This window comes from Shewanella subflava (assembly GCF_025971955.1).
Lineage (GTDB): Bacteria > Pseudomonadota > Gammaproteobacteria > Enterobacterales > Shewanellaceae > Shewanella > Shewanella subflava.
In genome coordinates this window covers 289,888-314,695 of sequence record NZ_JAPDMX010000002.1, presented here as the reverse complement: position 1 = coordinate 314,695, position 24,808 = coordinate 289,888, and the positions used below count along the sequence as shown (strand labels likewise).

The 24,808-nt window shown below is 45.2% G+C and carries 37 protein-coding genes; 33 read left to right on the top strand and 4 right to left on the bottom strand.

Annotated features, from left to right (window positions below; translation table 11 throughout):
* Genes OHT75_RS01975 through OHT75_RS01960 form a run of 4 tightly spaced genes read left to right on the top strand, consistent with a single transcriptional unit; the run spans position 1 to position 981 of the window.
* Positions 1-264: a hypothetical protein gene (locus OHT75_RS01975; RefSeq protein ID WP_264724708.1), complete on the top strand. Its 264-nt coding sequence runs from the start codon at positions 1-3 to the stop codon at positions 262-264.
* Positions 261-560, top strand: coding sequence for a hypothetical protein (locus OHT75_RS01970; RefSeq protein ID WP_264724707.1), 300 nt, complete (start codon positions 261-263; stop codon positions 558-560). The genes OHT75_RS01975 and OHT75_RS01970 overlap by 4 nt, the downstream gene beginning before the upstream one ends.
* The gene (locus OHT75_RS01965) at positions 557-802 is read left to right on the top strand and encodes a hypothetical protein (RefSeq protein ID WP_264724706.1); all 246 of its coding nucleotides are present in this window, start codon (positions 557-559) and stop codon (positions 800-802) included. The genes OHT75_RS01970 and OHT75_RS01965 overlap by 4 nt, the downstream gene beginning before the upstream one ends.
* Complete coding sequence (locus OHT75_RS01960) at positions 799-981, top strand: hypothetical protein (protein WP_264724705.1); 183 nt, start codon at positions 799-801, stop codon at positions 979-981. Before OHT75_RS01965 ends, OHT75_RS01960 begins: the two co-directional genes overlap by 4 nt.
* A gap of 1 nt (position 982) precedes the next feature.
* Here the strand turns inward: OHT75_RS01960 and OHT75_RS01955 are convergent, their stop codons facing one another.
* Positions 983-1,264 carry a hypothetical protein gene (locus tag OHT75_RS01955; protein WP_264724704.1) on the bottom strand — a complete coding sequence of 94 codons (282 nt, stop codon included), beginning with the start codon at positions 1,262-1,264 and terminating at the stop codon, positions 983-985.
* A 34-nt stretch (positions 1,265-1,298) separates the two neighbouring features.
* On the opposite strand from OHT75_RS01955, the gene OHT75_RS01950 reads away from it, so the two are divergent.
* From OHT75_RS01950 to OHT75_RS01920, 7 genes are all read left to right on the top strand, one after another.
* Positions 1,299-2,051: a 3'-5' exonuclease gene (locus tag OHT75_RS01950; RefSeq protein ID WP_264724703.1), complete on the top strand. Its 753-nt coding sequence runs from the start codon at positions 1,299-1,301 to the stop codon at positions 2,049-2,051.
* A 2-nt stretch (positions 2,052-2,053) separates the two neighbouring features.
* Entirely contained in the window at positions 2,054-2,299 is a 246-nt protein-coding gene (locus OHT75_RS01945) for a hypothetical protein (RefSeq protein ID WP_264724702.1), read from the top strand.
* Positions 2,299-4,590 (top strand): replication endonuclease, encoded by a 2,292-nt coding sequence (locus tag OHT75_RS01940; protein WP_264724701.1) that lies wholly within the window; start codon positions 2,299-2,301, stop codon positions 4,588-4,590. The genes OHT75_RS01945 and OHT75_RS01940 overlap by 1 nt, the downstream gene beginning before the upstream one ends.
* Positions 4,559-4,816 carry a hypothetical protein gene (locus OHT75_RS01935; RefSeq protein ID WP_264724700.1) on the top strand — a complete coding sequence of 86 codons (258 nt, stop codon included), beginning with the start codon at positions 4,559-4,561 and terminating at the stop codon, positions 4,814-4,816. The genes OHT75_RS01940 and OHT75_RS01935 overlap by 32 nt, the downstream gene beginning before the upstream one ends.
* A gap of 3 nt (positions 4,817-4,819) precedes the next feature.
* Positions 4,820-4,987 carry a hypothetical protein gene (locus OHT75_RS01930; RefSeq protein ID WP_264724699.1) on the top strand — a complete coding sequence of 56 codons (168 nt, stop codon included), beginning with the start codon at positions 4,820-4,822 and terminating at the stop codon, positions 4,985-4,987.
* Positions 4,988-4,989: 2 nt separating this feature from the next.
* Positions 4,990-5,235: an adhesin biosynthesis transcription regulatory family protein gene (locus tag OHT75_RS01925; RefSeq protein ID WP_264724698.1), complete on the top strand. Its 246-nt coding sequence runs from the start codon at positions 4,990-4,992 to the stop codon at positions 5,233-5,235.
* Between the two features lie 189 nt (positions 5,236-5,424).
* Positions 5,425-5,610, top strand: a complete 186-nt coding sequence (locus tag OHT75_RS01920; protein ID WP_264724743.1) for a hypothetical protein — start codon at positions 5,425-5,427, stop codon at positions 5,608-5,610.
* Here OHT75_RS01920 and OHT75_RS01915 read toward each other — a convergent pair.
* Entirely contained in the window at positions 5,552-5,803 is a 252-nt protein-coding gene (locus OHT75_RS01915) for an ogr/Delta-like zinc finger family protein (RefSeq protein WP_264724697.1), read from the bottom strand. The two genes, OHT75_RS01920 and OHT75_RS01915, sit on opposite strands and share 59 nt — an antisense overlap.
* 150 nt (positions 5,804-5,953) lie before the next feature.
* Between OHT75_RS01915 and OHT75_RS01910 the strand changes: the two genes are divergently transcribed.
* On the top strand, positions 5,954-6,133 hold the full coding sequence (locus OHT75_RS01910; protein ID WP_264724696.1) for a type II toxin-antitoxin system HicA family toxin: 180 nt from the start codon (positions 5,954-5,956) through the stop codon (positions 6,131-6,133).
* Positions 6,134-6,178: 45 nt separating this feature from the next.
* Entirely contained in the window at positions 6,179-6,589 is a 411-nt protein-coding gene (locus tag OHT75_RS01905; protein WP_264724695.1) for a type II toxin-antitoxin system HicB family antitoxin, read from the top strand.
* Between the two features lie 40 nt (positions 6,590-6,629).
* Here the strand turns inward: OHT75_RS01905 and OHT75_RS01900 are convergent, their stop codons facing one another.
* Positions 6,630-7,655: a phage portal protein gene (locus tag OHT75_RS01900; protein WP_264724694.1), complete on the bottom strand. Its 1,026-nt coding sequence runs from the start codon at positions 7,653-7,655 to the stop codon at positions 6,630-6,632.
* Positions 7,637-9,424 (bottom strand): terminase large subunit domain-containing protein, encoded by a 1,788-nt coding sequence (locus OHT75_RS01895; RefSeq protein WP_264724692.1) that lies wholly within the window; start codon positions 9,422-9,424, stop codon positions 7,637-7,639. The genes OHT75_RS01900 and OHT75_RS01895 overlap by 19 nt, the downstream gene beginning before the upstream one ends.
* 191 nt (positions 9,425-9,615) lie before the next feature.
* Between OHT75_RS01895 and OHT75_RS01890 the strand changes: the two genes are divergently transcribed.
* From OHT75_RS01890 to OHT75_RS01795, 20 genes are all read left to right on the top strand, one after another.
* On the top strand, positions 9,616-10,506 hold the full coding sequence (locus tag OHT75_RS01890; RefSeq protein WP_264724691.1) for a GPO family capsid scaffolding protein: 891 nt from the start codon (positions 9,616-9,618) through the stop codon (positions 10,504-10,506).
* Between the two features lie 46 nt (positions 10,507-10,552).
* On the top strand, positions 10,553-11,581 hold the full coding sequence (locus OHT75_RS01885; RefSeq protein ID WP_264724690.1) for a phage major capsid protein, P2 family: 1,029 nt from the start codon (positions 10,553-10,555) through the stop codon (positions 11,579-11,581).
* Positions 11,582-11,648: 67 nt separating this feature from the next.
* Entirely contained in the window at positions 11,649-12,194 is a 546-nt protein-coding gene (locus OHT75_RS01880; protein WP_264724689.1) for a hypothetical protein, read from the top strand.
* Positions 12,128-12,880, top strand: a complete 753-nt coding sequence (gene gpM, locus OHT75_RS01875) for a phage terminase small subunit (protein ID WP_319803621.1) — start codon at positions 12,128-12,130, stop codon at positions 12,878-12,880. The genes OHT75_RS01880 and gpM overlap by 67 nt, the downstream gene beginning before the upstream one ends.
* Positions 12,881-12,994: 114 nt before the next feature.
* Positions 12,995-13,456, top strand: coding sequence for a head completion/stabilization protein (locus OHT75_RS01870; RefSeq protein ID WP_264724688.1), 462 nt, complete (start codon positions 12,995-12,997; stop codon positions 13,454-13,456).
* The gene (locus tag OHT75_RS01865) at positions 13,453-13,917 is read left to right on the top strand and encodes a phage tail protein (RefSeq protein ID WP_264724687.1); all 465 of its coding nucleotides are present in this window, start codon (positions 13,453-13,455) and stop codon (positions 13,915-13,917) included. Before OHT75_RS01870 ends, OHT75_RS01865 begins: the two co-directional genes overlap by 4 nt.
* Complete coding sequence (locus OHT75_RS01860) at positions 13,914-14,681, top strand: phage virion morphogenesis protein (RefSeq protein ID WP_264724686.1); 768 nt, start codon at positions 13,914-13,916, stop codon at positions 14,679-14,681. Before OHT75_RS01865 ends, OHT75_RS01860 begins: the two co-directional genes overlap by 4 nt.
* A 4-nt stretch (positions 14,682-14,685) precedes the next feature.
* The gene (locus OHT75_RS01855; protein WP_264724685.1) at positions 14,686-15,792 is read left to right on the top strand and encodes a DUF2586 domain-containing protein; all 1,107 of its coding nucleotides are present in this window, start codon (positions 14,686-14,688) and stop codon (positions 15,790-15,792) included.
* Positions 15,793-15,812: 20 nt separating this feature from the next.
* The gene (locus OHT75_RS01850; RefSeq protein WP_264724684.1) at positions 15,813-16,262 is read left to right on the top strand and encodes a DUF2597 family protein; all 450 of its coding nucleotides are present in this window, start codon (positions 15,813-15,815) and stop codon (positions 16,260-16,262) included.
* A 19-nt stretch (positions 16,263-16,281) separates the two neighbouring features.
* Positions 16,282-16,482, top strand: coding sequence for a TraR/DksA C4-type zinc finger protein (locus tag OHT75_RS01845; protein ID WP_264724683.1), 201 nt, complete (start codon positions 16,282-16,284; stop codon positions 16,480-16,482).
* On the top strand, positions 16,479-17,027 hold the full coding sequence (locus tag OHT75_RS01840; RefSeq protein ID WP_264724682.1) for a glycoside hydrolase family 108 protein: 549 nt from the start codon (positions 16,479-16,481) through the stop codon (positions 17,025-17,027). Before OHT75_RS01845 ends, OHT75_RS01840 begins: the two co-directional genes overlap by 4 nt.
* Before the next feature lie 8 nt (positions 17,028-17,035).
* Positions 17,036-17,599: a hypothetical protein gene (locus tag OHT75_RS01835; RefSeq protein WP_264724681.1), complete on the top strand. Its 564-nt coding sequence runs from the start codon at positions 17,036-17,038 to the stop codon at positions 17,597-17,599.
* Positions 17,600-17,602: 3 nt separating this feature from the next.
* Complete coding sequence (locus tag OHT75_RS01830; protein ID WP_264724680.1) at positions 17,603-17,869, top strand: hypothetical protein; 267 nt, start codon at positions 17,603-17,605, stop codon at positions 17,867-17,869.
* A complete protein-coding gene (locus OHT75_RS01825; protein ID WP_264724679.1) occupies positions 17,866-18,129 on the top strand; it encodes a putative phage tail assembly chaperone in 264 nt (87 codons plus the stop codon). Before OHT75_RS01830 ends, OHT75_RS01825 begins: the two co-directional genes overlap by 4 nt.
* 50 nt (positions 18,130-18,179) lie before the next feature.
* Positions 18,180-18,317, top strand: a complete 138-nt coding sequence (locus OHT75_RS01820; protein WP_264724678.1) for a DUF6890 family protein — start codon at positions 18,180-18,182, stop codon at positions 18,315-18,317.
* Between the two features lie 33 nt (positions 18,318-18,350).
* Positions 18,351-20,123 (top strand): phage tail tape measure protein, encoded by a 1,773-nt coding sequence (locus OHT75_RS01815; protein ID WP_264724677.1) that lies wholly within the window; start codon positions 18,351-18,353, stop codon positions 20,121-20,123.
* The gene (locus OHT75_RS01810) at positions 20,120-20,464 is read left to right on the top strand and encodes a DUF2590 family protein (RefSeq protein ID WP_264724676.1); all 345 of its coding nucleotides are present in this window, start codon (positions 20,120-20,122) and stop codon (positions 20,462-20,464) included. Before OHT75_RS01815 ends, OHT75_RS01810 begins: the two co-directional genes overlap by 4 nt.
* Positions 20,457-21,638 (top strand): baseplate J/gp47 family protein, encoded by a 1,182-nt coding sequence (locus OHT75_RS01805; protein ID WP_264724675.1) that lies wholly within the window; start codon positions 20,457-20,459, stop codon positions 21,636-21,638. Before OHT75_RS01810 ends, OHT75_RS01805 begins: the two co-directional genes overlap by 8 nt.
* Entirely contained in the window at positions 21,638-22,270 is a 633-nt protein-coding gene (locus OHT75_RS01800) for a phage tail protein (RefSeq protein ID WP_264724674.1), read from the top strand. The genes OHT75_RS01805 and OHT75_RS01800 overlap by 1 nt, the downstream gene beginning before the upstream one ends.
* Positions 22,271-22,287: 17 nt before the next feature.
* Positions 22,288-24,807, top strand: a complete 2,520-nt coding sequence (locus OHT75_RS01795) for a phage tail protein (RefSeq protein WP_264724673.1) — start codon at positions 22,288-22,290, stop codon at positions 24,805-24,807.
* Position 24,808 lies beyond the last annotated feature (1 nt).

Sequence of the window (24,808 nt, the reverse complement as noted above, 5' to 3'; positions counted from 1 at the left end):
ATGGCTAACTCAACTGTTCAATTTGATTTAACCAATCCGCAGCATGTCGCTATGCGCAAGTTAATGGCCGATATTTATGCACGTCATTGCGAAGCATCAGAAAGCAAAGATTTTAACCTAATGGTTAAGTATGAAGGTATGGCGCAAGGGCTTGAAAAGGTCGCACTGTATGTATTGGTTGATCACACGTTGCACCAGCTTTGTTTTGATTTATCTTGCGCGCTTTATGCACAGCAAGAATGTTTGTTGGAGGTGGCAGCATGAGCGTAATTAGATTTAAAGCGCCTAAAACTTGTCACGTTATGTCAAATGGTGCATTGGTTCAGTACGTAGATTATCGAAAAATAGAAGTCGAACGTGATGCTTTAGCCGTTGCATATGGAAAGCTTGAATCATTGGCAATGCAATTTATCGAAAATTCGGAAGAGATTATAGAATTTTTCGAGGTTTCATCGGGTAGAAATCACTTGATTATAGCTAGAGATATTAGAGTGCTAGCGGATGATATGGTTGATCTTTTGAATGACAAAAATGACAGCTCACAAGGTGGTGCAGCATGAGCAAATCATTTACCACTACTTTTGGCACCGTAAAAATTAGCGAGCCTTTCGCTTGCTTTGCGACTGGGGATAAAAGCGTTGAAGTCAGTTACAAACCAGATAATTACAACGGCTGGGGCATAACTAAGACTTGGCCGCTTTGCAGTTTGTCGGGTTCATTTGAGCAAGCCGATGCCGATTTTTTTGCGTCTGTTGCAGAAGAAAAACTTCGTATTAGCCGCCCAATGGAGCAACAAGCATGAGCCGTCATATGCCAGAAAGCTTGCGATTATTTAACCGCACCCATAACCGACCAACAGCAGCCACTAAGCGCGAACGAAGTGCAGAAGCTAAGGCGCGTTATGACCGTTTACGCAAAATTGAAGATATTAAATTAGCCAAAGAAATGGGTGTTTCATTGGCTGAGTTGGGGGCGATATGAGTTATTTGCCAACGTACTTAAAAAGTACATCAAATCCTTGTACTGGACCTGATGCTTTTTCTAATTCATCAACAAAACCTTGGCTAGTAAATGCGGCTATTGCTTTAAGAAAGTTAGGTAATCCATCCATAACACGGATTTGTCGATATACGACATATTCATTGTTGATGAAACCAATAAGCATTCTTCCGTTTCGTTCAAGGGCTAATTCATTGCTCTCGATGGTTTCAGAAACTTTTGCATCAAAATTGGGTACTTCCACACCATCTATATATTTATCCATTTTCACAGCCATATCAAATAAGTAAGGGAACACGATGCTACCACAAGAAAAAACAGAACAACAAAGCGCAGATAAAATTTTTGCACAGCATTTTGATGATTATTTCGGCAAATTAAGTGACTACATGCAAAAGTTGGTTGTTAAGTTTGTTGCTAGGGAAATGCGAAACTTTGATGACTTTATTGCTGTAAGCCAAGCAGAAATTACCCGACACAGAATGGCACCCCAAGCGCTGCACGCTCAAAGGCTATTAGAAAACTGCCACATTTTAGACACTGAAACCACGGGTTTGCATCATGCTGAAGTGGTCGAAATAAGCATTATCGACCAATCGGGCAATGTGGTGTTTGACTCATTGATTAAGCCAGTTAACCCAATACCCGCTGACGCCACAAGCATTCACGGCATTACAGATGAAATGGTAAAAGATGCGCCAAGCTGGGGCGATGTTCACGACCAAATTTGTGCGCTGTTATTAGCTAAACCGTTAGTGATTTTTAACGCTGCATACGATGTGCAAGTGATGCAAGAAACCGCCGAAAAATACGGTAAAAGCATTCCCGAACAATTTACCCAAGACAGCGTTAACCACGGTGCATTTTGCGCCATGAAAAGCTATGCCGAGTTTTATGGGGTGTGGGACGACACCCGCCAACAGTACAAATGGCAAAGCCTTGCTAAAGCAGCTGCACAGCAAAACGTAACAATAGAAGGGCAAGCGCACCGAGCGCTTGCAGATTGCCGCACAACATTGGGCGTGATTAACGCTATGGCAAAAGAGGCATAACGATGAATAACGCAGCATTTAAACATTTAATTAAACACTTTCGTGATGAAAAGGCTAATTCGCAGTTTTGTGTTATGCGGATGCAATCTTCCAAACCTATTAACGAGCAGGTTCGTTTAATAAAAAGTGTCGGCGGGCTTGAACGATTGTATTGGCAAGCCCTTGGCAACGGACTCACTAACCTTGCAAAAGGCATTCGTCGTTATACCAGTAAACTTAAAGCCCATGCACAGGTTGACGGGTTGTAATGAATTTAGAAGACCTTACCCGCAAAGCTGGCGTTGATGCGTCAGCTTTTTTTACCACCTTTCACGCCAAAGAAGACTTGAAATGGTCGGCTAAGCTTGTGGCCGATTTGCCCGAGCATGTGGCGGTGACCTTATTTGGCCAATACTGCTATAAACGCCGCGCCTTAAACAATGGACGAAGCCCAAACATTTGGCTGCGTAAACGGGTTGCCACCATTACCGAAATGGTGGGGCAATTTCCTATTCCTGTTATTCACATCAACACCGAAGACCGCCGCCAAGGTATCGCCACGGAATGGGCCGACCGTTGTGCAACCGTGCTAAACAACATGACCGACTTTGGCAATAAACAGGTTGATGCACTTGAACTGTTATTAGCCATAAAAGAGCCAGCAGATCAATGGGGATTTTGCCCTGTCTTACCCGACCTTGAGGGATACAACATTAAAAAAGCCTTGGGCGTGTTTGATGAGTCACCCACCATGTACAACATGATTGCAGGCGCCATTGCCAGGTTAACCGATGAAAACTGGTGGCAGCGCAAACTGAATAAAGCTTATTCGCAATATGAAGAACACATTGCCATTGTGGTCGGTAAAGTGCGCAGCGGCGTATCACCGTATGTTAGCAACCATGCGTTTAAACAGTGGAAACAACGTAAAGAAGCCGCCCGTTTGTGGCTAAACGAAATGCAAGTGGTCAATGACGAACACGGATTGGAACTATCATTAGCCGATGCGGCTGACGCATCAGTAGCCAACCCAGAAGTGCGCCGCGCTGAACTCATGGTACGTATGCGCGGCTTTGAAGACCTCGCCATTGAGCAAGGCTTTGTAGGCGAGTTCTACACATGGACATCACCAAGCCGTTTTCACAGCTGGGTAAAAAGTAAAAAAGGCCCTGCATATTCTAATAAAAAATACGATGGCGCCACCCCAAAACAAACCCAAGCCTATTTGTGTAATCAGTGGGCAAAATGCCGCGCTAAATTTGCCCGTGAAAAAATTGAAGTGTTTGGTTTTCGTGTAGTCGAGCCACACCACGATGGCACACCACACTGGCATTTATTACTGTTTTTTAAACCCGAACAAGTTGAGTTGGCGCGTTCAATTATTCGTCACTATGCACTGCAACATGATCTTGATGATTTTGGTCCTCAAGAGCACGACATTCAAAATGACCATAAAAGATACAAAGCGCGGTTTGATTTTGAAACTATCGATCCAGAAAGAGGCAGCGCAACCGGCTACTTAGCCAAATACATTGCTAAAAACATCGATGGCCACATGGTTGACGATGATCACGAAGCTGAAACCAACGGCAAAAACGGCGCGCAAAATGCGGCAGCATGGTCAAGCACTTGGCACATTCGCCAGTTTCAACAAATTGGTGGCCCGTCAGTCACCGTGTGGCGAGAGCTGCGCCGTTTACGTGAAGCCATTGATTTTGATGATGTAGTTGAACAAGCCAGAGCCGCAGCAGATTGCGGCAATTGGTCACGTTATGTTGATGCCATGGGCGGCACTTTTTGCAAACGCGCAGACAGGCCAGTGCAACTGGCAAAAGCGATTCAAGATACCACAAACGCCTATGGCGAAGAGGTATCAAAAATCATGGGCGTCATGTCGCAACAAAATCACACCACAATTAATACTCGTCTTGATGGCTGGGAAATCCGCAAGCCGCAGGCTGACAAGTATGTGCCGAGTGCAGATGAACGGGCTTTTGATGTGGCTTTTGATCTTGCTTCTAAAAGCGGCGACAGCCGCGCACCTTGGAGTTCTGACAATAACTGTACGGACTCGATTAAAACCCCAAATAGTGATCGGATTTTAATAACCGAGGGCAAAAAGTTAGGGTTAGATAATCACGACCTAAAACGCCTACGTGCGGGATCCATTATTAATTCTGTTGTAAATGGTCGTGACCAATATATTTACATTCGCCAGGGCATGTTGTTGGTGAGTCGCAGACCGCCAAACGCCCATCAAGCCCATAGTGATTGGGATGATCCAGCGCTTAATTCTCAGTTTGACGCATTTACTCGCGCCAGCACCAAGGCCAACAAACAAGTGTTAAACGCCCAAGCGTGGCGAGTGGTCGATGGTCAATTAGATGTTGATCAATGGCTGCAAGATATGTCGATAGACATGGCAAAACTTGCACTCGAGCAACTGCAACATGTGGTTGACCTGCAGCGCCAAGAAAAGTACGCAGCACCTTATGTTTTTAAACCTGTTGAAGTGAATGCCGAATTTGATGAAACCGAGGACGATGATGCCTATTTTTGACCGTAACAACCCAACAGACCTAAAGGCCATGGCTGAAGCGCAGCAATTTACCGTTGAATGTTTAGAGCGCTATCAGCTTTGTAAAAAGCAATTAGACAACTTGAACAAACAAGCCGTTCGCCAATGGTTAGAACGCCTACCAACAGCCCAGCGCGAAAAGTGCCGAGTAACGTTAAATAACATCGTGGCAGCCAGAAAGAATTACAACAAAACTAAAATGGGGTAAGGGATGAAGATTGGCGATTTTAAATTCATATCAGATGGTTGGGGTATTGCTAAAGAGCGTAAAGGTTACGTTGTTATGTTTGGTGATGAAGATTGTTTTGCTTATGTCATTGCTTACCTGACTCGATATAAAGCAAAAAAAGAAATAAAACGAATCCAAAAAGGCAGGTAAAAATGAAAACACTCGTTCAAGGTTGTGAAAGTGCCGAGCAATTCGGCATTTTACTCAAGATGACGCGCATCAATAGCGAGGCCAAACAAAATGCATTACGGGCCTATTTGGTCGATGGCCTGCCAGCTGCTCGCGCTTATGCCCGTTTTTGTGTCACACAACAGCATTTTAGCAACGCATTAGCCAGGTTAAACAAAGCAGCAGATTTGGCATTGCAGTACAGTGATAACCACAAAAAGCAAAGTTAACACCACTTAAAGTGTGTTGATTAGCCAATTACACACTTTTAAAATCGCGCAACTGTAGAAAATGGGGTAAAAGATTTTTAGCGGTTTTTGCCATACACAAAATTATCCATGCCATTGAGTTGCGCGTTTTTAAATGTGTGGATAATAGGTATGGCGTCGCTGATGGCGTGTCTAATAAAAGGGATATTTATGTTTTTAGCGCTTATCGAGCAAGTTGAATTGTTGTGTGATGTTCACTCGCAACAGGATACTGAGTCAGGAAAAGATACTTGTAACGCCATACTTGCCGCAGTGGTAAAAAATGCGCGACAAGAATTTACAGAAGATTTAGCTCGCGCTGCAATTGCAAACGATGATCAGGAGACATCGCGTTAACCAGTTGTTTAACGAGTTGGCTTGATGATTTTGCACTAGGGCTAAGAGTGTGGCTAAACGATACGTTAACAACAAACGTGTGGCCACACTCTGGGTCAGAACATGAGCAATACAAATTAGCATGTGCAGAACTGATCCGGTCAGTTTTGCCAATTATCGCTTTACTGTTACAGCTAGTACATAACACCCGCATGTCGATCTCCCAATCGTTAGAGTGTTGATAGTTTAAGCGAAAACACTGGTTTTATAAACAGTAAATAATTCAGGGGTTATTGGAGTTATTTTGTTTACTTTAGGTATTTTAGAGTTATAATAACCCTAAGATAAAAATTTAGAGGGCACGGTGAATAGTAGAGACTTAATCAAACAACTGGAGCAAGCAGGATGGGTACAGGTAAGGGTGAAGGGAAGCCATCACCAATTTAAACATCCAGACCACAAACTGCCAATAACAGTGCCCCACCCGAAAAAAGATTTACCCAAAGGGTTGGTGCAGAAGATAAAGAAAGATGCGGGGCTTTAGCCCCTCGCTTTATAACTACATAAAATATTTATCGTAGGTAAAAATATGTTATATCCAATAGCAATAGAAAAAGGCAATGACACTGAAGCATTTGGTGTTGCGATCCCTGATTTTCCCGGTTGTTATTCCGCTGGTGATTCTTTTGAAGATGCACTGGTTAACGCTAAAGAAGCAATGGAACTTCATTTGGAAGCGCTGGCTGAAGCTGAAGAGTTACCACCATTAGCAAGTAATATTGATGATCTATTTAATTCACAAGAATATGCTGGCTGGGTTTGGGCTATGGTCGATATTGATATTGAGCCATACTTGGGTAAGGCGACAAAAATCAACGTGACTTTACCTAACTTGTTAACTAAAAAAATTGATGAGTGGGTTAAAAGCCATCCTGAGTATAAAAGCCGCTCACACTTTTTACAGATGGCAGCTACGCATGAATTTAAACAATGCTGCTAACTCACAAAACCGCCAGTTAGGCGGTTTTTTTATGCCTGCATCACTCCAAATCAAACACCAACTTTAACTTGCCGCCCACTTCGGTATCCCGCTTAACCGCATCAATCAAGTTGTTAATAAGCGGCTTGGTTTCATTTTTAAAATACACACCATCGTATTTTTCAGGGTCGCCAAGGCCAGCGGTATTACTGGGGATAATGCCCGATAAGCCGGGGGGGAAACGATGGGCGTTTAACACATCTTGTGCCGACACGTTTTTAACGTTCATAAACTCGTCTTTGCTTTCAAAATTACCGACGGGAATGATTTGTAAGCCCTTTTCTTTACCGTTGGGAATATTCACAAACAACGAACGGAAGTTACCCACGCCCTTTGAGTCTTGAATTTTTTCTTTAATGTCTTTTTCAACATTAGGGTCTAGGTTCGGGTCGGTGGCATACATGATAAAACCCATGTGGGCGCCGTTGATGTAGTATTTACGTCTAAACAAGGTGGCATCTTCATTTAATAACGCCGCCTGCAAACCGCCCAAGTAATCAGGGCAACCGTACACCTGTTGCACTGGGTCATATTGGCGCATCCAAATAATATCTTTGGCCTTATAGCGCTTAAATTGCTGATCACGTTCTAACACCACCGCGCCACCATCTTTTGCCACGCGGGTACGATAACTGGGCAGCGGAAACAGGCGCGTAACCTGACCAAAACCGTTACGAATTTTCACTAACGCCACATCACCAAACTGGACACAATTTAAAAACGTGGCACAAACCTCTTGCGCACTCATGCCACCAGACACAAAACGCGATGCCGCCATATTGGCGCGGCTTTGCACTATGCCACCATGTTGAGCATTGCGGCGGGTTAAGTTAGCCAGCAAATGCCTATCAATGGGCGGCTCCCAATATTCATCATTTTGGTTGTAATACAGCGAGTCGTAATCGGTTAACCACATGTTGGGCATCACCTGTTCAGGCAAGCCGAAAACCACAGGCGCGTTACTGCTAGGTTGCTCAGTGGCGTTAGTCGTGTCGTCGTTCGCGGCGGTTAGTGTTGCATTGTCCATGATGATGTCCTTTTGTGTTCATAATTGAGGGGTTCGTTGATCACCGCGTGGGCAATCGCAAAAAATACGTCGGCATGGCCAGTGGTATTGTCACGGCTGGCCTTAAAAGTAATCGCGCCGCCCGTATCGGTAGTGGTGCGGCGTATGGCTAAACAACTCATGGCAATGTCTTTGTTTGAGGCATCCCACTCGATGCGGCCACCTTCAATCACATCAATCATTTTCAGCACTAAACGGGTTTTACTGCCAACACTGTAATGAATCGCCGTGGCCTCGCGCGGGAATAAGGTACTAATAGAGTCGAACACCCCAGCACCAATGCCCGTGGTATCCACGCCAATGTAAGTGACTCGATAACGGGCATACACTTTTTGAATTTCGCTCACGTGATGGGCAAAGTTCATACCGCGCCAATAGTGTTTTTCTAATACACGGAACTTTTCACCTTTCTTTTCACCTGGTGCAACCACAACCAAAGTGGCGTTATCGCGGGTGCGTGATGGATCATAACCAAGCCACACCTCACGGTTACCAAAGGGGCGTAATTCATTGGGTTTATGGTCCTGCCACCTCGCCGCATCAACCATGCATTTTTCAAGGTCGCTGAACTTAAATACACTGTCGGCATCATCAACAAACACGCACATAAACAAGTTGGCAAAATCATCGCCGTTGTATTCATCACGCAGTTCGTCAATATCAAATAAGCCACAGCCGCCTGCCAACGCATCTTCAATGGTGACCACAAAACGCCACTGTTTATCGGGACATAATCGGCCACGGTCGCGCATGGCATCAAAGGTGGGAAATTCAATTTCTTCGCGGTCGGGTTTACCTTGGCGCCAATGGTCGCCAGTCCAAAACGAATACGCGGGGTGTGCTTTAGTGGATGGAGTAGAAAAGTAGGTTTTACGCCAGTTTTTGTGGGTCGCCATGGCAGAGGCTAATTTGTTTAATACATCAAACTTGCCAATCCAAAAGTATTCATCAACGTACACATGGCCGTGATAACTCTGGGCGGTTTTACTGTTGGTACTTAAAAACCGCAGTTCGGCATCACCGTGTTTGGTGTGCAGCACAATCGGGTTGCCGGTTAATTCAATTTCGAAAAACTCTTGTGCTATGGCAATGATGTAACTGCGAAATACTTCAGCTTGTGACCGTGACGCCGACAAGAATATTTGCGGATCCCCGGTTAATACTGCTTGTTCAAATGCTTCACCCGCAAAGTAATAGGTAGCGCCAATTTGACGGCTTTTTAGAATATTTCTAATACGCTGATGCAAATTTTCGTGCATGGTTTTTTGGTATTCAAAAAGCGATGCATACCAACTGGCAAAATCGTCAGCCTCTAAATGGCTGACATCATTTTTACGTTTGCGGCCTTTACGCGGTTTATCGTCATTACCAGAGCGTTCGCCACCTTTAGCGTTATTACCTTTATTACCAGACTTGGAACCAGAACCAAACGTATGACCTTCACTGATTAAGCGCTGCTTTTTTAACTTCACATGCTTTTCAATCAGCATGTCGAGCTCTTTTATTTGATTACCCGACTTATCCTGAATATCCGACAACATCACAATGCGGCGTGCAATGGCCTCGTCTACTTCTTCCTCACGCAGTAAATCACGCCAGCCGTATTTATCAGCCCAGTAGTACACCACCCGATTATTAGGCAGGCCGAGTTCGTCCCGTATTTCGTCTGGGGTATGTCTGCGTAAATAAAGCCGTTTGGCGGCTTCGCGAATTTCAGGGGAGTAGGCCATATCACTCAGGGTTAATGATTAATATTGCCAGTGTATTGACTATCAACTCAGTCATAACGGCCTTTTTATCGGCTCAGTTCCGATAAAGCAAAAATCGGAATTGCCCCGAAGTTTGCCAAGTGATTGCACCTTGCCAAAGCCGTAAGCTGTAGACCTTACATAAACGTTTACGCATAAATGGCAGGCAGCAAATGGGCAAGCAAACTGGTTGGGTTATCGCAGCAACAGAAGGTGCCACCGTAGATGGTCGCACTATCACCAAACAGTGGATTGAAGACATGGCCGCGCAATATTCAGTGGATGAATACACCGCCATGATTTGGCCTGAACACTTCCGCTCATCTTGGGGCCCGTTTGAGGGTAAAAACTGGGGCACAGTGGACGAAGTAAAAGCGTCAACCAAAGACGGCAAACTGCGTTTATATGTCAAATTAACCGCCAACGATTACTTATTAGCCGCTAACCAAGACGGCCAAAAGCTGTTTATGTCAATCGAACCTAACATTGATTACAAAGGCACAGGCAAAGCCTATTTATCAGGTATTGCCGTAACCGACTCACCAGCCTCAACGGGCACAACCCGCCTTAAATTTTCAGTAGGTCAAAATCACCACGACCACGAATACAGCCAATTAGAAGAGTTGCAACCAAGCGACTTCATTACTGAACAAGCAAAGCCAACGGAAAAGGGTTTGTTTGCCATGCTACGCGATTACTTTACTCAGCCAGACACGGCAACCGAACCAACCGAGGAACCAGCAATGGACAAAGCACAATTTGACGCCCTAATGGGCAAGTTTGAAACGTTTGGCACCAAGCTAACCGAGATTGAAACCAAAGTGGACACCTTTGGCAAAAAGCCAGAAGACCCAGCGCCAGCACCTAAAAATGAAACTGAAGCAAATAAAGACGAAACCGCGCCAGGTGTAAGTGCTGAACAGTTCAGCAAAGTTGAAACGTTATTAACTGGCCTAACTGAAAAACTCGGTGCAATGGAAACCAAGTTTAACAAATTAAGTGCTGAAGTAGATGGCCAAGAGCCAAACCCAGCAGGCCAAGGCGATTCGTTCTCAGTGGTTTAAGACCCACTAAACCACTTTAGTCATTTATTAGCAGCGAGATAACAGCATGAACTTAACACCTATCGCACTATCCTGTTTGTTGGCCTACAGCTCGAACATGGCCACCGGATATCAAACACCAGACGTCAGTAAGCAATTTAGCGTTACTGGCCCAATGGAAATCAAACTTCGCGCCGCCATTCTTGATTCAGTCGAGTTTTTAAAACTGATCACCATGATGGACGTTGACCAAATTAAAGGTCAAGTGGTTAGCGTAGGTAATACAGGCATTGCCACAGGCCGTAAGTCTGGTGGTCGATTTACCTCTGGGCAAGACGTTAAAGGAAATACCTATGAACTGGTCGAAACTGACTCTTGTGCCTTTGTTGATTGGGGCACATTAGCAGTATGGGCTAACGCAGGCAGTGAACGCCAATTCATGAAACTAATGAGTGAAAACGCCACTATGCGTTTTGCCCTCGACATTTTACGCGTCGGCTTTAATGGTACTTCTGCCGCAGCAGACACAGATCCAGTTGCTAACCCGCTTGGTCAAGACGTTAACAAAGGCTGGCATCAGTTAGTAAAAGAGAAAGCGCCTGATCAGGTAATGACTGACGCGATTTACTTTAACCCTGATGCAACAGGTGTTTTGAAAGACGGTGAATACAAAACGTTAGATGCCATTGTTACCGAAGTTAAGAACACCTTGATCCCTGAACAATTCCGCAACGACCCACGCTTGGTTGTATTGGTTGGCAGTGACTTAACCGCCGCCGCTCAGACTAAGTTGATGAACCAAGCTGATAAGCCTTCTGAGCGTGTTGCTGCGCAAATGATGGATAAATCAATTGGTGGATTGCGCGCTTACACGCCACCGTTCTTCCCAGGTAAACGTCTAGTTGTGACATTGCTTCCTAACTTGCATTGCTACACCCAAAAAGGGACCCGCTCGCGCAAGTCTGAAAACGTAGAAGACCGTAAACGTTGGGAAGACAAGTATTGGCGCTTTGAAGGGTATGCAGTTGATGAAATGCAGGCATACGGTGCAATCGATGAAGCTGCAATGAATATTGGCGCAGCCCCAGCGGTTTAACCCTATCACTAGGCACTCACTGAGTGCCTAGTTAATCCTTTATTAAATAGCTAAGTAGGACATTGCCATGAGTGCCATAGCCAATTTTAAAAAGCGTCGTGCAGCAGAAAAAGCTAAACAACAAAATCCATCAAATCAATATGAAGCAACGCCAGCACCCGAAAATGAAGCTTTAGCATTACTGGCATATCTATTGTGCTGTGATGAATCAGAAGCCATTGCTAAAGCGCGTGAAGCAGCAGAGCAAAAAGCACGATTTGTTGAAATGAATATAGATTTTTCATCCGGTAAAGACAAAAGCGCCATAGCCGACGTCAAACTTGACGATGACGGCAATATTACCGCCATCACTGAACTGTCAGATTCTGTTAACGATGCAACAGACAGCGTGAACCATGCCGCTGACTCAGTGACCGATGCCGCCGACAAAGTTGAACAAAGCGCCAGTGCCATTGATGACAGTGCCAGCGATTTAGCTTACAGCGCTGACACCATTGCCAATGCAGCAAGCGACATTAAAGAAGCGACCGCAGAGCTAAAAAAGCCATCGGCGGCGCCAAAATCCTCGCGTTCAAAGAAAGTCGCCGCGCCCAAAAGCAACTCGAAAAAGTAAGCCAAACAGGTAACGGCCAATATGCCCCAAGCCTGCACTTACAACTGATCGAACTGGAAACAGATTTAACACGGCTAAAAAGCTTTGCCAGACGCAGCGACAAAGTAAGCCATAAACGTGATGTGTTACTGCCCAAGTGGCTACCCATTACCACTGACTATTTAGCAAAGCTAGACGCTAACCAAAAGGACAAAGTAGATGACCATCCTATTTTTGCTTATTGCATTATTTGGTTGTTTGACGTGGGCAACCTTGCCCAAGCGCTTGAACTGGCTTTTCGCGCCATCGAACTGGGGCAACCTATGGCGGGCAGCATTCGCCGCCAGTGGCCGGGCTTTATTGCAGACACAATATTTGATTGGGCAGAAGTGCAAGCCGAAAACGGCAACAGCATTGAACCGTATTTCAGCAGGGTATTTAAGCGCGTGGTTAACGATTGGAAACTGCCTGAACCGGTTACCGCCAAGTTTTACAAGTTCGCGGGGCTGGCATTACTGCGAACAACTAACGGTGACATTAAACCAACACAGGTTGGCGACATTGAGCGCCTACAACAAGCTGATGCGTTACTCGAAAAAGCGGCCAGTTTGCACAAGCATGCCCAGGTAAAAACCGTAAGAAACAAAATTGATATGCGAATACGCGCGCTTGAAGCCTATGGCTCACAAGAGAGTGGTTCGACATAAAAGACTCCCAACCCTCCAGTGCGCTAGCTGAGTGTTTAACGGGCGACCGTTAAAAACCACTGTGACGCTAACCGCACTGAACCCAATTAACCAGTGATGCAAGCAAGGTGATGTATGAGCTTTGGATTTGAGGCAACAGCACAAGACAGTATTGCTATCGATATCGGTAGCAACTGGCCTGCATTGTCTACTGGCGAATTTCGCCAGCATCGCCGCATACCTGAAATGTTTGAAGAAGCCGTACTGGCCGACTCGCTTAACCGCAGCGTGGCCGAAGTACAGCAACAAATACTGAATTTCATTATCTCCAATGATGAAACTGACAAGGATGTCCCTTTTGCCCTAAGCGCTAGCTTGGTTCCTGATTTCAGCGAGCAGCAAATCAGCATTTACCGCGGCGCAGTGTATGCCCGTTCCCATGCCGATTTGCTGGGCTATTTTTCTGCCGTTGATCAAAAAGACGCTGGCAACAACAAAGCCCAAGATGATGAACAACAAAACACCATATTAGCGCAATCAAACCGTTCAGTGCGGTTATTGCTAGGCCTTGGCCGTGCGGGAGTGCATTCACTATGACAGTGCTAAATGATTTAACCATGCATTTATATGAAAGCCTAAAACCTGCAATTAAGCTCAATGATATAGATGCTTGGCAAGATAACGGCCAATTGCACATTATCCAAGATGACCAAGGAAAAGGGATCTTAATAGCTAAATGGCAGCATAGCGCTGTGATTGCAATTGAACGTCTTCCTCATAGACACATTAACCCTTATACCGTGCTCGCAATTCTAGCGGCTTGGTTGTCAGATAATGAATGGCCACAGGAAGAATATGGACTTACAGAGCCATCAATAGATATTGACGTGATTAGCCATGACCATGCACAAATGTTTATTAGTCTTGAGCTGGTTGAAGATCTTGAAATAGAAGAAGACGAGCAAGGACCTATTCAATATCTAGGAAAAAAATTCAAATTAACAAACATTGTGACCGACTGGGCAGAAGAAGTTCAAGTTGAGAATAAACGGTCATGAATTTTAAGGTAAATGTCAACAACCTAAAAGAAACACAGCTTCAATTAGCTCTACTTGCATTACCACTTAAAAAGCGTCGAAGAGCAATGTGGCGTATGGCTGATTCAGTAAGAAAGAAATCGCAAACTAGAGCTAAGCAGCAAAAGTCACCAGATGGAACACCGTGGGCACCAATTAAAAGAAAAAGAAAGGCTGGCGGAAAAAGAGACAAGATGTTTAGAAAAATCCCCAACTATATGAGGATTAGTCAACCAAAAGAAACATCTGATCTTGCCCGTGTTTATTTTCAACCCCAAATGCCAGGTAAAGGTAAGTTTTCAACAGGTGTGATAGCCAATATGCATTCTACTGGTTACACGATAACCAGAAATAAAGCCGAATACTCAGCATCAATGCAGCGATATGAAGCCAGAAAAGGCCATGACAAAGGCAATGCGACCAGAGCTCAAGCAAAATATCTGATAAAGCTAGGTATGAAACGCAGAGTAGCAAAAAGCGAAGTATCACAACGTAAAAAGTTAGGGGCTTATACAGTAAGAGCTACAGCAGGGTGGATAGTTGAAAATATCAGTTATATGCAAGCGGGAATGCTGATAACAAAGCTTAAAAACGAGAGCAAATCTTCCAAGCCATCTTGGAATATAAAACTACCTGCCCGAGAAATACTGGGCGCTAACGTAGAAGAACAAACCAAAATATTCAAACGTGTAATGCAAGGTATAAATCACGGTTGGAACGTCAAAAAACAAGACATGAAAGGGTAATACCATGGCACTAGGTAAAGTACAAGTTAACAATTTGAATCTCGGCCAAGGTGACATTGCTGCCATCGAACGCCATTTTCTGTATGTCGGTCGCGCGGGTGCAGTAGGCGAAGAAAGCCAATTGTTTAGCGTGAATGCCCAAACAGATCTTGAAGACGCATTAGCTGACAGCTCACTGCGTGATCAAGTCATTGCTGCGCAATTAAACGCGGGGCAAAACTGGACCGCAGCAGTTTACCCACTGGCAGACGGTGAAGACGTATTTGAAGCCATCGACCGTGCCAACGAAGTGCAAAGCTTTGAAAGTGTCGTGTTCTGTGATGTCAGCAATACTGCAGAAGAAATCACCGCTAAGCACGATTACTTATTTAGTTTGCAAGCCTCACTTGGCCGCTTTGTGTCTGGCCTTGTTGCCGTAGCCGGTATCGATGCCGCTACCCAAACATGGGCTGCGTATGAAGCTGCGCAAGTTGCTTTGGTAGCAGGGCTAGCCAATCACCTGATTATCCCTGTACCGCAATTGCACGGCAATAACGTGGGCGTGTTGGCTGGCCGCTTGTGCAGCTACTCAGTGAGTATTGCCGACAGCCCAATGCGCGTAGCCACAGGCAGCGTATTAGGTTTAGGCAGTGCCCCAGTGGACAGTGCCGAAAAGCCATTAGAGTTAGCCACCCTAAACACCTTAGCCACAGCCCGTTTTAGTGTGCCGCAGTGGTACCCAGATTTTGAAGGCACGTATTGGGGCGACGGCTCAACACTTGACGCCGCAGGCGGTGACTATCAATACATTGAAAACATTCGTGTTGTGCATAAAGCCAGCCGTGAGGTGCGTATTTTAGCCATTCGCCGCATAGGTAACCGCGCCCTTAATTCAACCCCCAACAGCATTGAATTAAACAAAGCCTATTTTATGAAGCCGCTACGCAACATGAGCAAAAGCACCACTATTTTAGGCAATTTGTTTCCAGGTGATATTACTCCTCCAAAAGATGGCGATATTGAAATTGTCTGGCCAACTAACAAAAGCGTGGTGATTTACATGGTTGTGCGCCCCTACAACAGCCCTAAATCAATCACAGTCAACATCATGCTTGATTTAAGCAGTATTTAACGGCAACTGGAGCTACCAACATGCGTTTATCTGGAATGAATTTTAACGTCAACTTAGGCGACATCATGCTGCAAGTGGACACCGCAACATTAACCATTACCGACAACAGTGGCGTAAGCCAAACCAGCGGTGTACCCGATGGCTATGTTGATGGTGATGTGTCAGCAAGTGGCGAGCTGAGCATTAACGCCAGTAACTTTAAGTTGATCTCAAATGCGGCCAAGTCGGCTGGTTCGTGGCGCGGCTTGCAAACGTTCGACATGATGTTTTATGCCAAAACGAGCAAAGACGAAATGAAAGTAGAAGCCTTTGGTTGCCGCATTAAATTAAGCGACATTTTGGATATCGACAAAAAAGGCGGTCAAGCCTCGTTATTTAAAATTCCATTTGATGTAACCGACCCTGACTTTGTGCATATCGACGGGGTGCCATACCTACGCCCTGACGAAATTGAAAACATTGTTCAGTAATAGATAGCAGGAATACGTAATGGATGACGCCGACAGAGCAGGCATTGAGCAAGAACGCCTAGAAAAAGCGTTTTTAACCAAGCGAACAACACCGCCGAGTCGGCCAAGCGCAACCCAGTGTATTGAATGTGATGTAGATATACCGCAAAAGCGCCGCCAGCTGTTACCCGGTGTGCAGATGTGTGTTGAGTGCCAAACATTAAGTGAGAACAAACGATGAGCCAGTTAAAAAACCGCCTAATTGAAAACCTAATTGAACGTGAAGGAGGGTATGTGAACGACCCAACTGATCGCGGCGGTGAAACTAATTATGGCATCACAGTTAACGTGGCCCGTGACTATGGCTACACAGGTGACATGCGCCACTTGCCGTATGAGTTGGCGTTCAAGATTTATCAAGACAGTTACTGGGCACCGTTAAAGCTCGATGACATTAGCGCAATCAGTGAAGACTTAACCGAGCAGTTGTTTGACTTTGGGGTTAACTCAGGTGTGGCCACTGCCGCAAAGCAGTTGCAAACCCTATTAAACGTTTTAAATAACCAGCAAACACTTTACCCCGATTTAGTGATTGATGGTGCATTGGGTAGCCGCACGTTATTGGCATTACAGCAATATGTTGCGCAACGAAAACTGCTTGGTCTGTTGGTATTAGTTGAGGCCGTTCGCGGTAAGCGCATTGCGTTTTGCGTAGACATTGCCGCCAACGACGAGCGCCAAGAAAAATACAGCTTTGGCTGGTTAACTCGCATTGTGAATTTATAGGACTGCATATGGACTGGAAAGACATAACAAGCACCGTTGGCACAATCGCCGGAGCCGTAGCCCCGTTACTAGGTGGTCCAGTTGGTTTGGCCGTAAGCATTGGCAGTCAAATTGCGGGTGCATTGGGCACTGACAATACACCCGAAGCCGTGCAAGCCGCCTTGCGTAAAGACCCAGCAGCAGCGTTAAAACTGCAAGAGTGGGCACAGCAAGAACGTGAACAAATACGCCAGGGCAATATTGAACTGCAGCGTTTAGCACTTGATGAATACAAGTCAGAACTTGCCGACCGCCAAAACGCCAGAAGCGAACATAAAGAACACTGGATGCCAGCCACGTTAACGCTTGTGTTGTTAGGCCTGTTTGCTGCCGTGTTATGGGCGTTGTTTTATGGCCCAACTATCGACAACAACCGAGATTTAATTGTGTATCTAGTGGGTAATTTATTCACCTTAGTCGCGGGTGCGGTGACGTACTGGGTTAGCTCAACCAAAGAGTCGAGCGACAAAGACAGGGTAATGGGGCTACTTAAACAGCGCACAGAACCAACGCCACCGAGCAAAGGAGCGTAACGCATGGAGCACTTAACCAGTTGGCTTGTGGTGATTATTGGCATTGTGGGCGTGTTACTCACCATTGCTGTGCCGTTAATTGCCTATTTAAACAGTGTGGCTCATAAAACCAGCACTGAACTGAGCAACCATAAAACCCATGTGGCCGAAAACTACGCCACTAAAAATGACGTGAAAGATTTGGGCGACCGAATGGAGCGCCAGATGCAAGCCGGATTCGACAACCTAAAAGAACTATTAACTAACAGTAAAAATAAGGACGCAGCATGAAAAAGCAAATCACATTAGTTATTGCCGCCGTAACCATTGGTTTCACCATGACCACTGACGATTACAACGGCTATTTAAACGAAATTATGCCAGACAACAAAGTGGCACCCGCTTACAACCTAGTGATGCGCACTGTTGATGCAGAACACAAAGAAGAACTGCGTTCCATTTTAGACACATCACCGGGTGCAGCGTTGCAAATTGCAGGCTTGCTAACACAGGAGTTCGCGCCGTCGATTGCCATTAGCGTAAAAAAATAAATGCGCTGGTTGACGCGATAGGCAACAACCAGCTTGAGCAATTACTCACAATGCGTCGCTATTTATTGCCCCATGAAGACGACAGCGAAATAAGCATTGCCCGTGCAGCTTGGTTACTCACCAGACAGCGCGAAGATTTAGAAGCCATTGTTACCAACGCCGTATGTAAGGCGTTTGGTGGTAAATAGCCTTAAGCGAAAATTTAAAACTAGGAATAGCCAATGAGCTTACCCGCACCGTTAATGTTTACCGTTGGACTAATAGACCAAATTACTAAGCCGATTGCCAAAATCAGCCAGCAATTTAATGGTCTTGCGTCTAACTACCAAGCCGGAACCATGAAAATGGCCTCGGGCATTGGTGGCATTGCGGCCAGTGGGTATGCGTTGCAAAACGCACTCATGCCAGCCATTGAAATGGACCGCGCACTGGGTGAGGTTAAATCGTTGGGTGTGCGCGAGTCAGCACTAAAAATGCTAACCGACACATCTTACGAATACGCACTTAAATACGGTAAGTCTGCCACTGAGTTTGTGAAGTCTAGCTATGACATTCAATCGGCCATTGCCGGGCTGAATGATGCCGACCTGTCACGCTTTACCTTATCAAGTAACGTGCTTGCTGCAGCTACCAAAGCAGACGCCGCCACCGTAACCAGTTACATGGGCACCATGTATGGCATTTTTAAAAATGACGCCATGAAAATGGGCGAAGGGGCATGGGTAGAACGCTTAACAGGCATGACAGCAACCGCAGTGCAAGCATTTAAAACCGACGGTAAAAAAATGGCTGACGCCTTTGGCGCATTAGGCGCATCGGCAGGGCTGGCACCACTTGAAGAACAAATGGCGATTATGGGCACACTGCAAGCCACCATGCAGGGCAGTGAGTCGGCCACCAAATACAAATCATTTTTAGCGGGAGTCGGTAAAGCCCAAAAAGCGCTAAACCTGCAATTTACTGATGCCAACGGCACCATGTTACCCATTGTCGATATTCTGAATAAGATTAAAGGCAAATACGGTGATGTGATCGACGTTGCCGAAGGTGATGCCTTAGCCACAGCGTTCGGTTCGCAAGAAGCCGTGTCGATGGTGAAGTTATTACTGAATGATGTGAATGGCCTAAACGGTTCAATTGAAAGCTTGGGCAAAGTGAAAGGTATGAATAAGGCCGAAGAAATGGCCGCCGCCATGACCGACCAAAGCGAACGCCTTGCCCAAAGCTGGTTTGTGATCCGCGCCGCGTTTGGCAGTGCTGTATTACCTGCCTTCAATAGCTTTGTCGGCAAAATCGCAGACATGGGTAAAAAGGTGATTTGGTTTGCTGAAACATATCCTGACTTAACCAGAAACATTGGTTATACAGCCATTGGTTTATTAGCCCTAGTGGCTGCAGGGGGGGCATTTACCTTAACCATGGGTGCTAGCAAAATGGTGATGACAGCATGGAGTGCGGGAATGCTGGCTGCAACAGGGGTTAGTGGTGCATTTTCAGCGGCATTAACTTGGATGAGAGGCGCAATGTTAGGGGTCAATATGGCAATGTCACTCAACCCAATAGGATTTATAGTAGCAGGGATTACTGCCGCAATTGTTGCTGTAGGAGCGTTAATTTATTACTGGGATGACCTAAAGGCTGCTTTTTTAGATGTGAGCTGGATGAATGTTTTTAAGTCAGTTTTTAGGAATGTTTGGAACTTCATGAGTGAAACATTCCCTGTATTTGGTTGGTTAATTGAGCAACTAACAAGCCTTATGGGTATCGACATAAATGCAGCTTTAGCTGCTACTGTTACCCCAGTATATAAGGGGGTACCAACACCACTAGTTGACTCCATTGCCCCTGTTCAATCACGCGTTGATAAAGGTGGCATTACTCAAAACCTATCAACAGCCAACCAACAAAAATCAACCACCGTGGGCACGGTTAACGTGTACCCAGCCAAAGGCGAAAACGTGAATATTCCTGCTTATTTGGAGATGCACGCATGAGCCAGTTTATAGACTTACATATCCAAAGTGGTGACGTGGTATTAGACGCAGGCCTAAACCCAAGCTATTTAACTGATCGCGCAGTGATAGCCCAAGACATAGTGCACGCCATTTTAGACACAGGCCTAGCCCATTTATTAGTGAGTGACCGAGGCACAGGCATAACCGCAGACACCCAAATCAAAATAAAACTACTGGTAGAAGATGACGTGCGCATCATGCCAGGAACCGTGCGCGTTGAACAAGTCAGCAAAGGCCAATGGTGGGTATATGCCGACACCATTAACTTTGGCGCCATCAGTTCAGCTATTACCACAAACAGCGGAGCAGAAAATGCCTGATATTAACTTTAAAAAGATAGTTGAAAACGCAGGCATTCCCACCACAGAAGACGGATGGAAAGCGCTGTTTAAACAAGACGTAGAAGCCGAGGGCAGCATTATTGCCAATGACTCGCCATATTCACCATTTTGGCGACTGATCACTGCAATTGTTTCAAAGCCTGCAACTTGGATAGTAAACAAAGTATTGATTGAAAAAATCTTACCTAATTTATTTTTATTAACCGCAACAGATGATGAATTTATTGAAGCCAAAGCGTGGGAACACGACCTAACCCGTAAAGCAAAAGAGTTCACCCAAGGCAAAATACGGTTTGAGCGAGCAGCAAACACAGGCCCAAGTTTATTGATCCCCGCCAAAACGGTAGTGCAAACAGATGCCATTAACGGTGTGGTTTACCGAGTGCTAACCATTGCGGATTCCATATTGCAGCAAGATAGCGCCAGTGTGTTAGTGCCAGTAAAAGCAGAGAAAGCGGGCGCGGCGTATAACTTAGGGGCTAATTATTACCATATTTTACCAGAGTCAGTCACCGGAATAGGCGGCGCCAACAATGACGCGGATTGGATTGATGTACTCGGCGCAGATGCTGAAAGTAACGAAGATTTAAAACTTCGCACCCGCAACGCATTTACCGCAGCAGCCCCTTGGCATATCGATGCGGTTTATCGCGCCATGCTGACAGAGCAAGCAGGCTTAGCCGCTGATAATATCTTTTTTGAACATGATGCCCCGCGTGGCCCCGGTACCGCTAACGCCTTTATTTTATTAGATACCGGTGAACCGTCACAAACCTTGATTGATGACTTAAATGATTACGTGATGTCAAAAGGCTATCACGGCCATGGTGATGATTTACAAGTGATGGCCATGCCTGCAGTTATTACCAATATTGGTGTAACGGTTTACCCACAACCTGCATTACTCCCTGATGAAGTCAGTGCATTGCTAGCAGGTATAGAAGACTTTATTCGCTGCGCATTTCGTGAAAACAGCAATTACACCGCTACCAGAACAGAGCCAGCAACACGCTTTAGCTTTAGCCGCTTAGGCCAAGAATTGCACAAAGAGTTTGCAGGGCTTGAGTCACTTAACTGGCACCAAATGGATATTACCAGCGGTAACGATGTGCCGCGTATTGATGTTTTGACCATAGAAAACGGTAACGCCTAATGAAACCAGAATGGGATAGCCTTACCAAATTACCTTACTGGTTAGCAAGGCAGGGCAGCGAACTGGATAAGTTGCGCAAAGGCGCGGTGCGATTTTGGCAGCGCTTTGTCGACATGCTCGCATTCCCCGCTAAGCAGCTCGACCCCATGACCGCAGAGCTTGAATTTGTGCACCTCTTGGCATGGGAGCGGGATATAGAGCAAATCCCCAACGAGACAGAACAGCTATACCGCACGCGCGTTAAGTACGCGCTTAAATTTGCCCAAGGCGCAGGCAGTAAAACGGGCTGGTATTACATGTTTAAAAAGCTAGGTACGCCGTGGATCACCATTGACGAACGGGTAAGCGAAACCGACTGGGACGTCGTAAGCCTGCAATTACTCGACAGCGACTTAGCAGACAGAGCGGGATTGATAGACAACATTTGCCGCCAATATGGCCGCACCACGCGCCGCTATCAGTTCGACACTATCGCCAGCATGCCGCTGATCGCACCGCCAAACGATTTTGCATTAGACAGCTTAACAGGCATGGCGCGCTTAAGTAGCGACATGCAACCCGCCATAGGGCTAGGCCTTATGGATAACGAATCCCACTTTGTTGTGGCAAAAAAATCACAGCTCATTAGTTAAAGAGATAAGGAACGAACATGGCATCAGTAATTACAATCGCGGGTGAACAACTCTTTGCGGCAAAAGCACAGGCTAATGAACAGCTCGACATTGACACCTTTATTTTTGCCAACGTGCCAAACCAAGACCCAAGCGCGCCCATTAACCGCGAAGAGGGCATCCCAACAGCGCACATTGTGTACCAGCAAAATGTGCAGCAAGTAGGCCGCATCAACGACAACGTGGTGGTGTACTCCACCGTGTTAGATAGCATTACTGGCCCATTCGAATTTAACTGGGTAGGGCTATATTCATCAGTTAACCAAAAATTAGTCGCCATTAACCATGTGCCAACCGTCACCAAAACCGCCACCGCACCAGGTGAGGCAGGCAATACTTTAAACCGCAACTTTGGTATTGAGTACAGCGGTATTGCAGCATTAACAAACATTACAGTTGATGCAGAAACGTGGCAGTTAAATTTTACCGCCCGCTTAAGCGGCATGGATTTACTCACTCAGCAACTAGCTGCAGATATGAACGGCAAAGACTGGTTTATTGACGACGGCCTAAAAGTGGTGCCACGCGCCACCGCAAACACCTTTAGCGTTACGCCAGGTGTGGGATATGTGTCTGGCCTACGGGTAGAACTCGCGCAAGAGCATATTTTGATCGTCCAAAGCTATCCGCAGTTTGTTTACGTCGACGCATGGTTTAGCGGCAACGCCAACAGCACATGGTCGCCACAACTAGCATTTACCGTCACCAACACCGAAATGGACGATTACATCGACCCAAGCGGCACGCAGCACTATGTGTATAAGCTGGCGGTGATTAATGCGGATGATGGTGTTGAGGATTTGAGAGATACTAGGAATATCGCAGAAAGGTCTACATTTAAACCGTCATTTGTAAGCGAGGCGGTAAATAATGCGATCACAATCCAAAAAACAATCGGAGTAAAGTTAGAAGATTTTAAAACCATCGATGCTTTCGGAGCGGTTGGAGATGGTAGTAGCCATCCTCTTTCAGAGTTTTTTAAAACACTGGAAGATGCAAAGTTTGTGTATCCACAGGCAGTTAGCTTAGAAGATGAGATTGATTGGGCTGCGGCGCAGTTGATGGCGAATAAGCATAAGATTGTTGGTTTTAGGCAGTGTGGAAATTATGTATTTAATAAGCCTGTATTATATAAAACCCAAACATCATTTTATGCGCCATCATTGGCGATGAGTTTTGAAAGTAGTCGCCAGGCAACTATTAAAATTAATCGTGAAACATGGTCTGGGGATGCGATTCTGAAAAAAGAATCAAGAGAGAGTGGTTATCAATCGATTTTGGTTAACGGACTGTTTTTTGAGGGGTTCGCGGAAATTTACTACAATAAACTATACGATGCTGAGAATATTGAAGTCACAGCTATTGACTGCTCTTATATTAGAGATGGTTTGATTATCAGAAATTGTGGTTTTAATAAATTAGGGTCAGCATTTAAACAAATAAGCATGACCGGATATTTAGGATTTGTCGTTTGTGAAGGGTTGAATATTTCTCAATGCTATTTGGCGTGTGAAGCCTACCCGACTACACGCATGACGATGATGAACACGAGAATATATGACTGTTATGACTGGGTGAAAACTAACCATTTCTATGGTTACAACGTTGCCTTTAATAACTCAAGTAGGGCTAGCGAGAATTGCGGTATACATGCCAATGCTATTTATACCGTTGGCTGCTGGTATGAAGGTGGTAACCATTGGTTTGACACGTCGAATTCAACTGAGCAAGCCACCGTTACTGTCGTAGGTGGTGTTTTCTCTGAGGCTATGTCTGAATTTGGCTACAATAAAGTCATTTTAAAACCATCTTTAAATATGATAACTGCGGTGAGCATAAAAGGCGTTAAAATGCCAACGAATACAAGGATGTTTGGATTAAACATCCCGACAGCTGGTCAATGGAAAAATGTTTTCTTGACGCTAGAATCGGTAAGTAATATATCTGGTGGATTGTGGTGTTTGGGGACTACAAACCTTAGTTCATTAATGCACGCCGGATTAAATTATCGTGGATTTGCGAATAAATATCGTAAGGGCGAGCCATCAGATGATTTAGTAAATACATGCTTTGGATTGGATGATATTTATTTAGCAGAAACATACAAAAATGCAGTTAAATTAACGTCAGACATAGGAAAACAATTAACAGTTTCACATAGTTTAAATGGATCAGCATCACAATTTACTAATGTGTCTGTTGGATGCGCGACAATTAAAGTGTGTGGTCACGATAATGGCGCAGGTGGTGATAGTATTTATGCACTCCAATTTGATGTAATTAAAGGATATGGAAGCAATTGGACGTTGTGTGAGGGCTTTAGTCAAAGTGGCGTAAAAGTTACAAGTATTTCAAAAAATGGATTTACAGTTACCATTTCTAATGCAAGCGAATCAGGTTGCACTCTTAATATTACACCAACACATAGCGGTAATAAAAACGATACCATTTACTATGTAAAAGACAGCTCATCAAATGTGACGGTCAAAGAGGTATAGC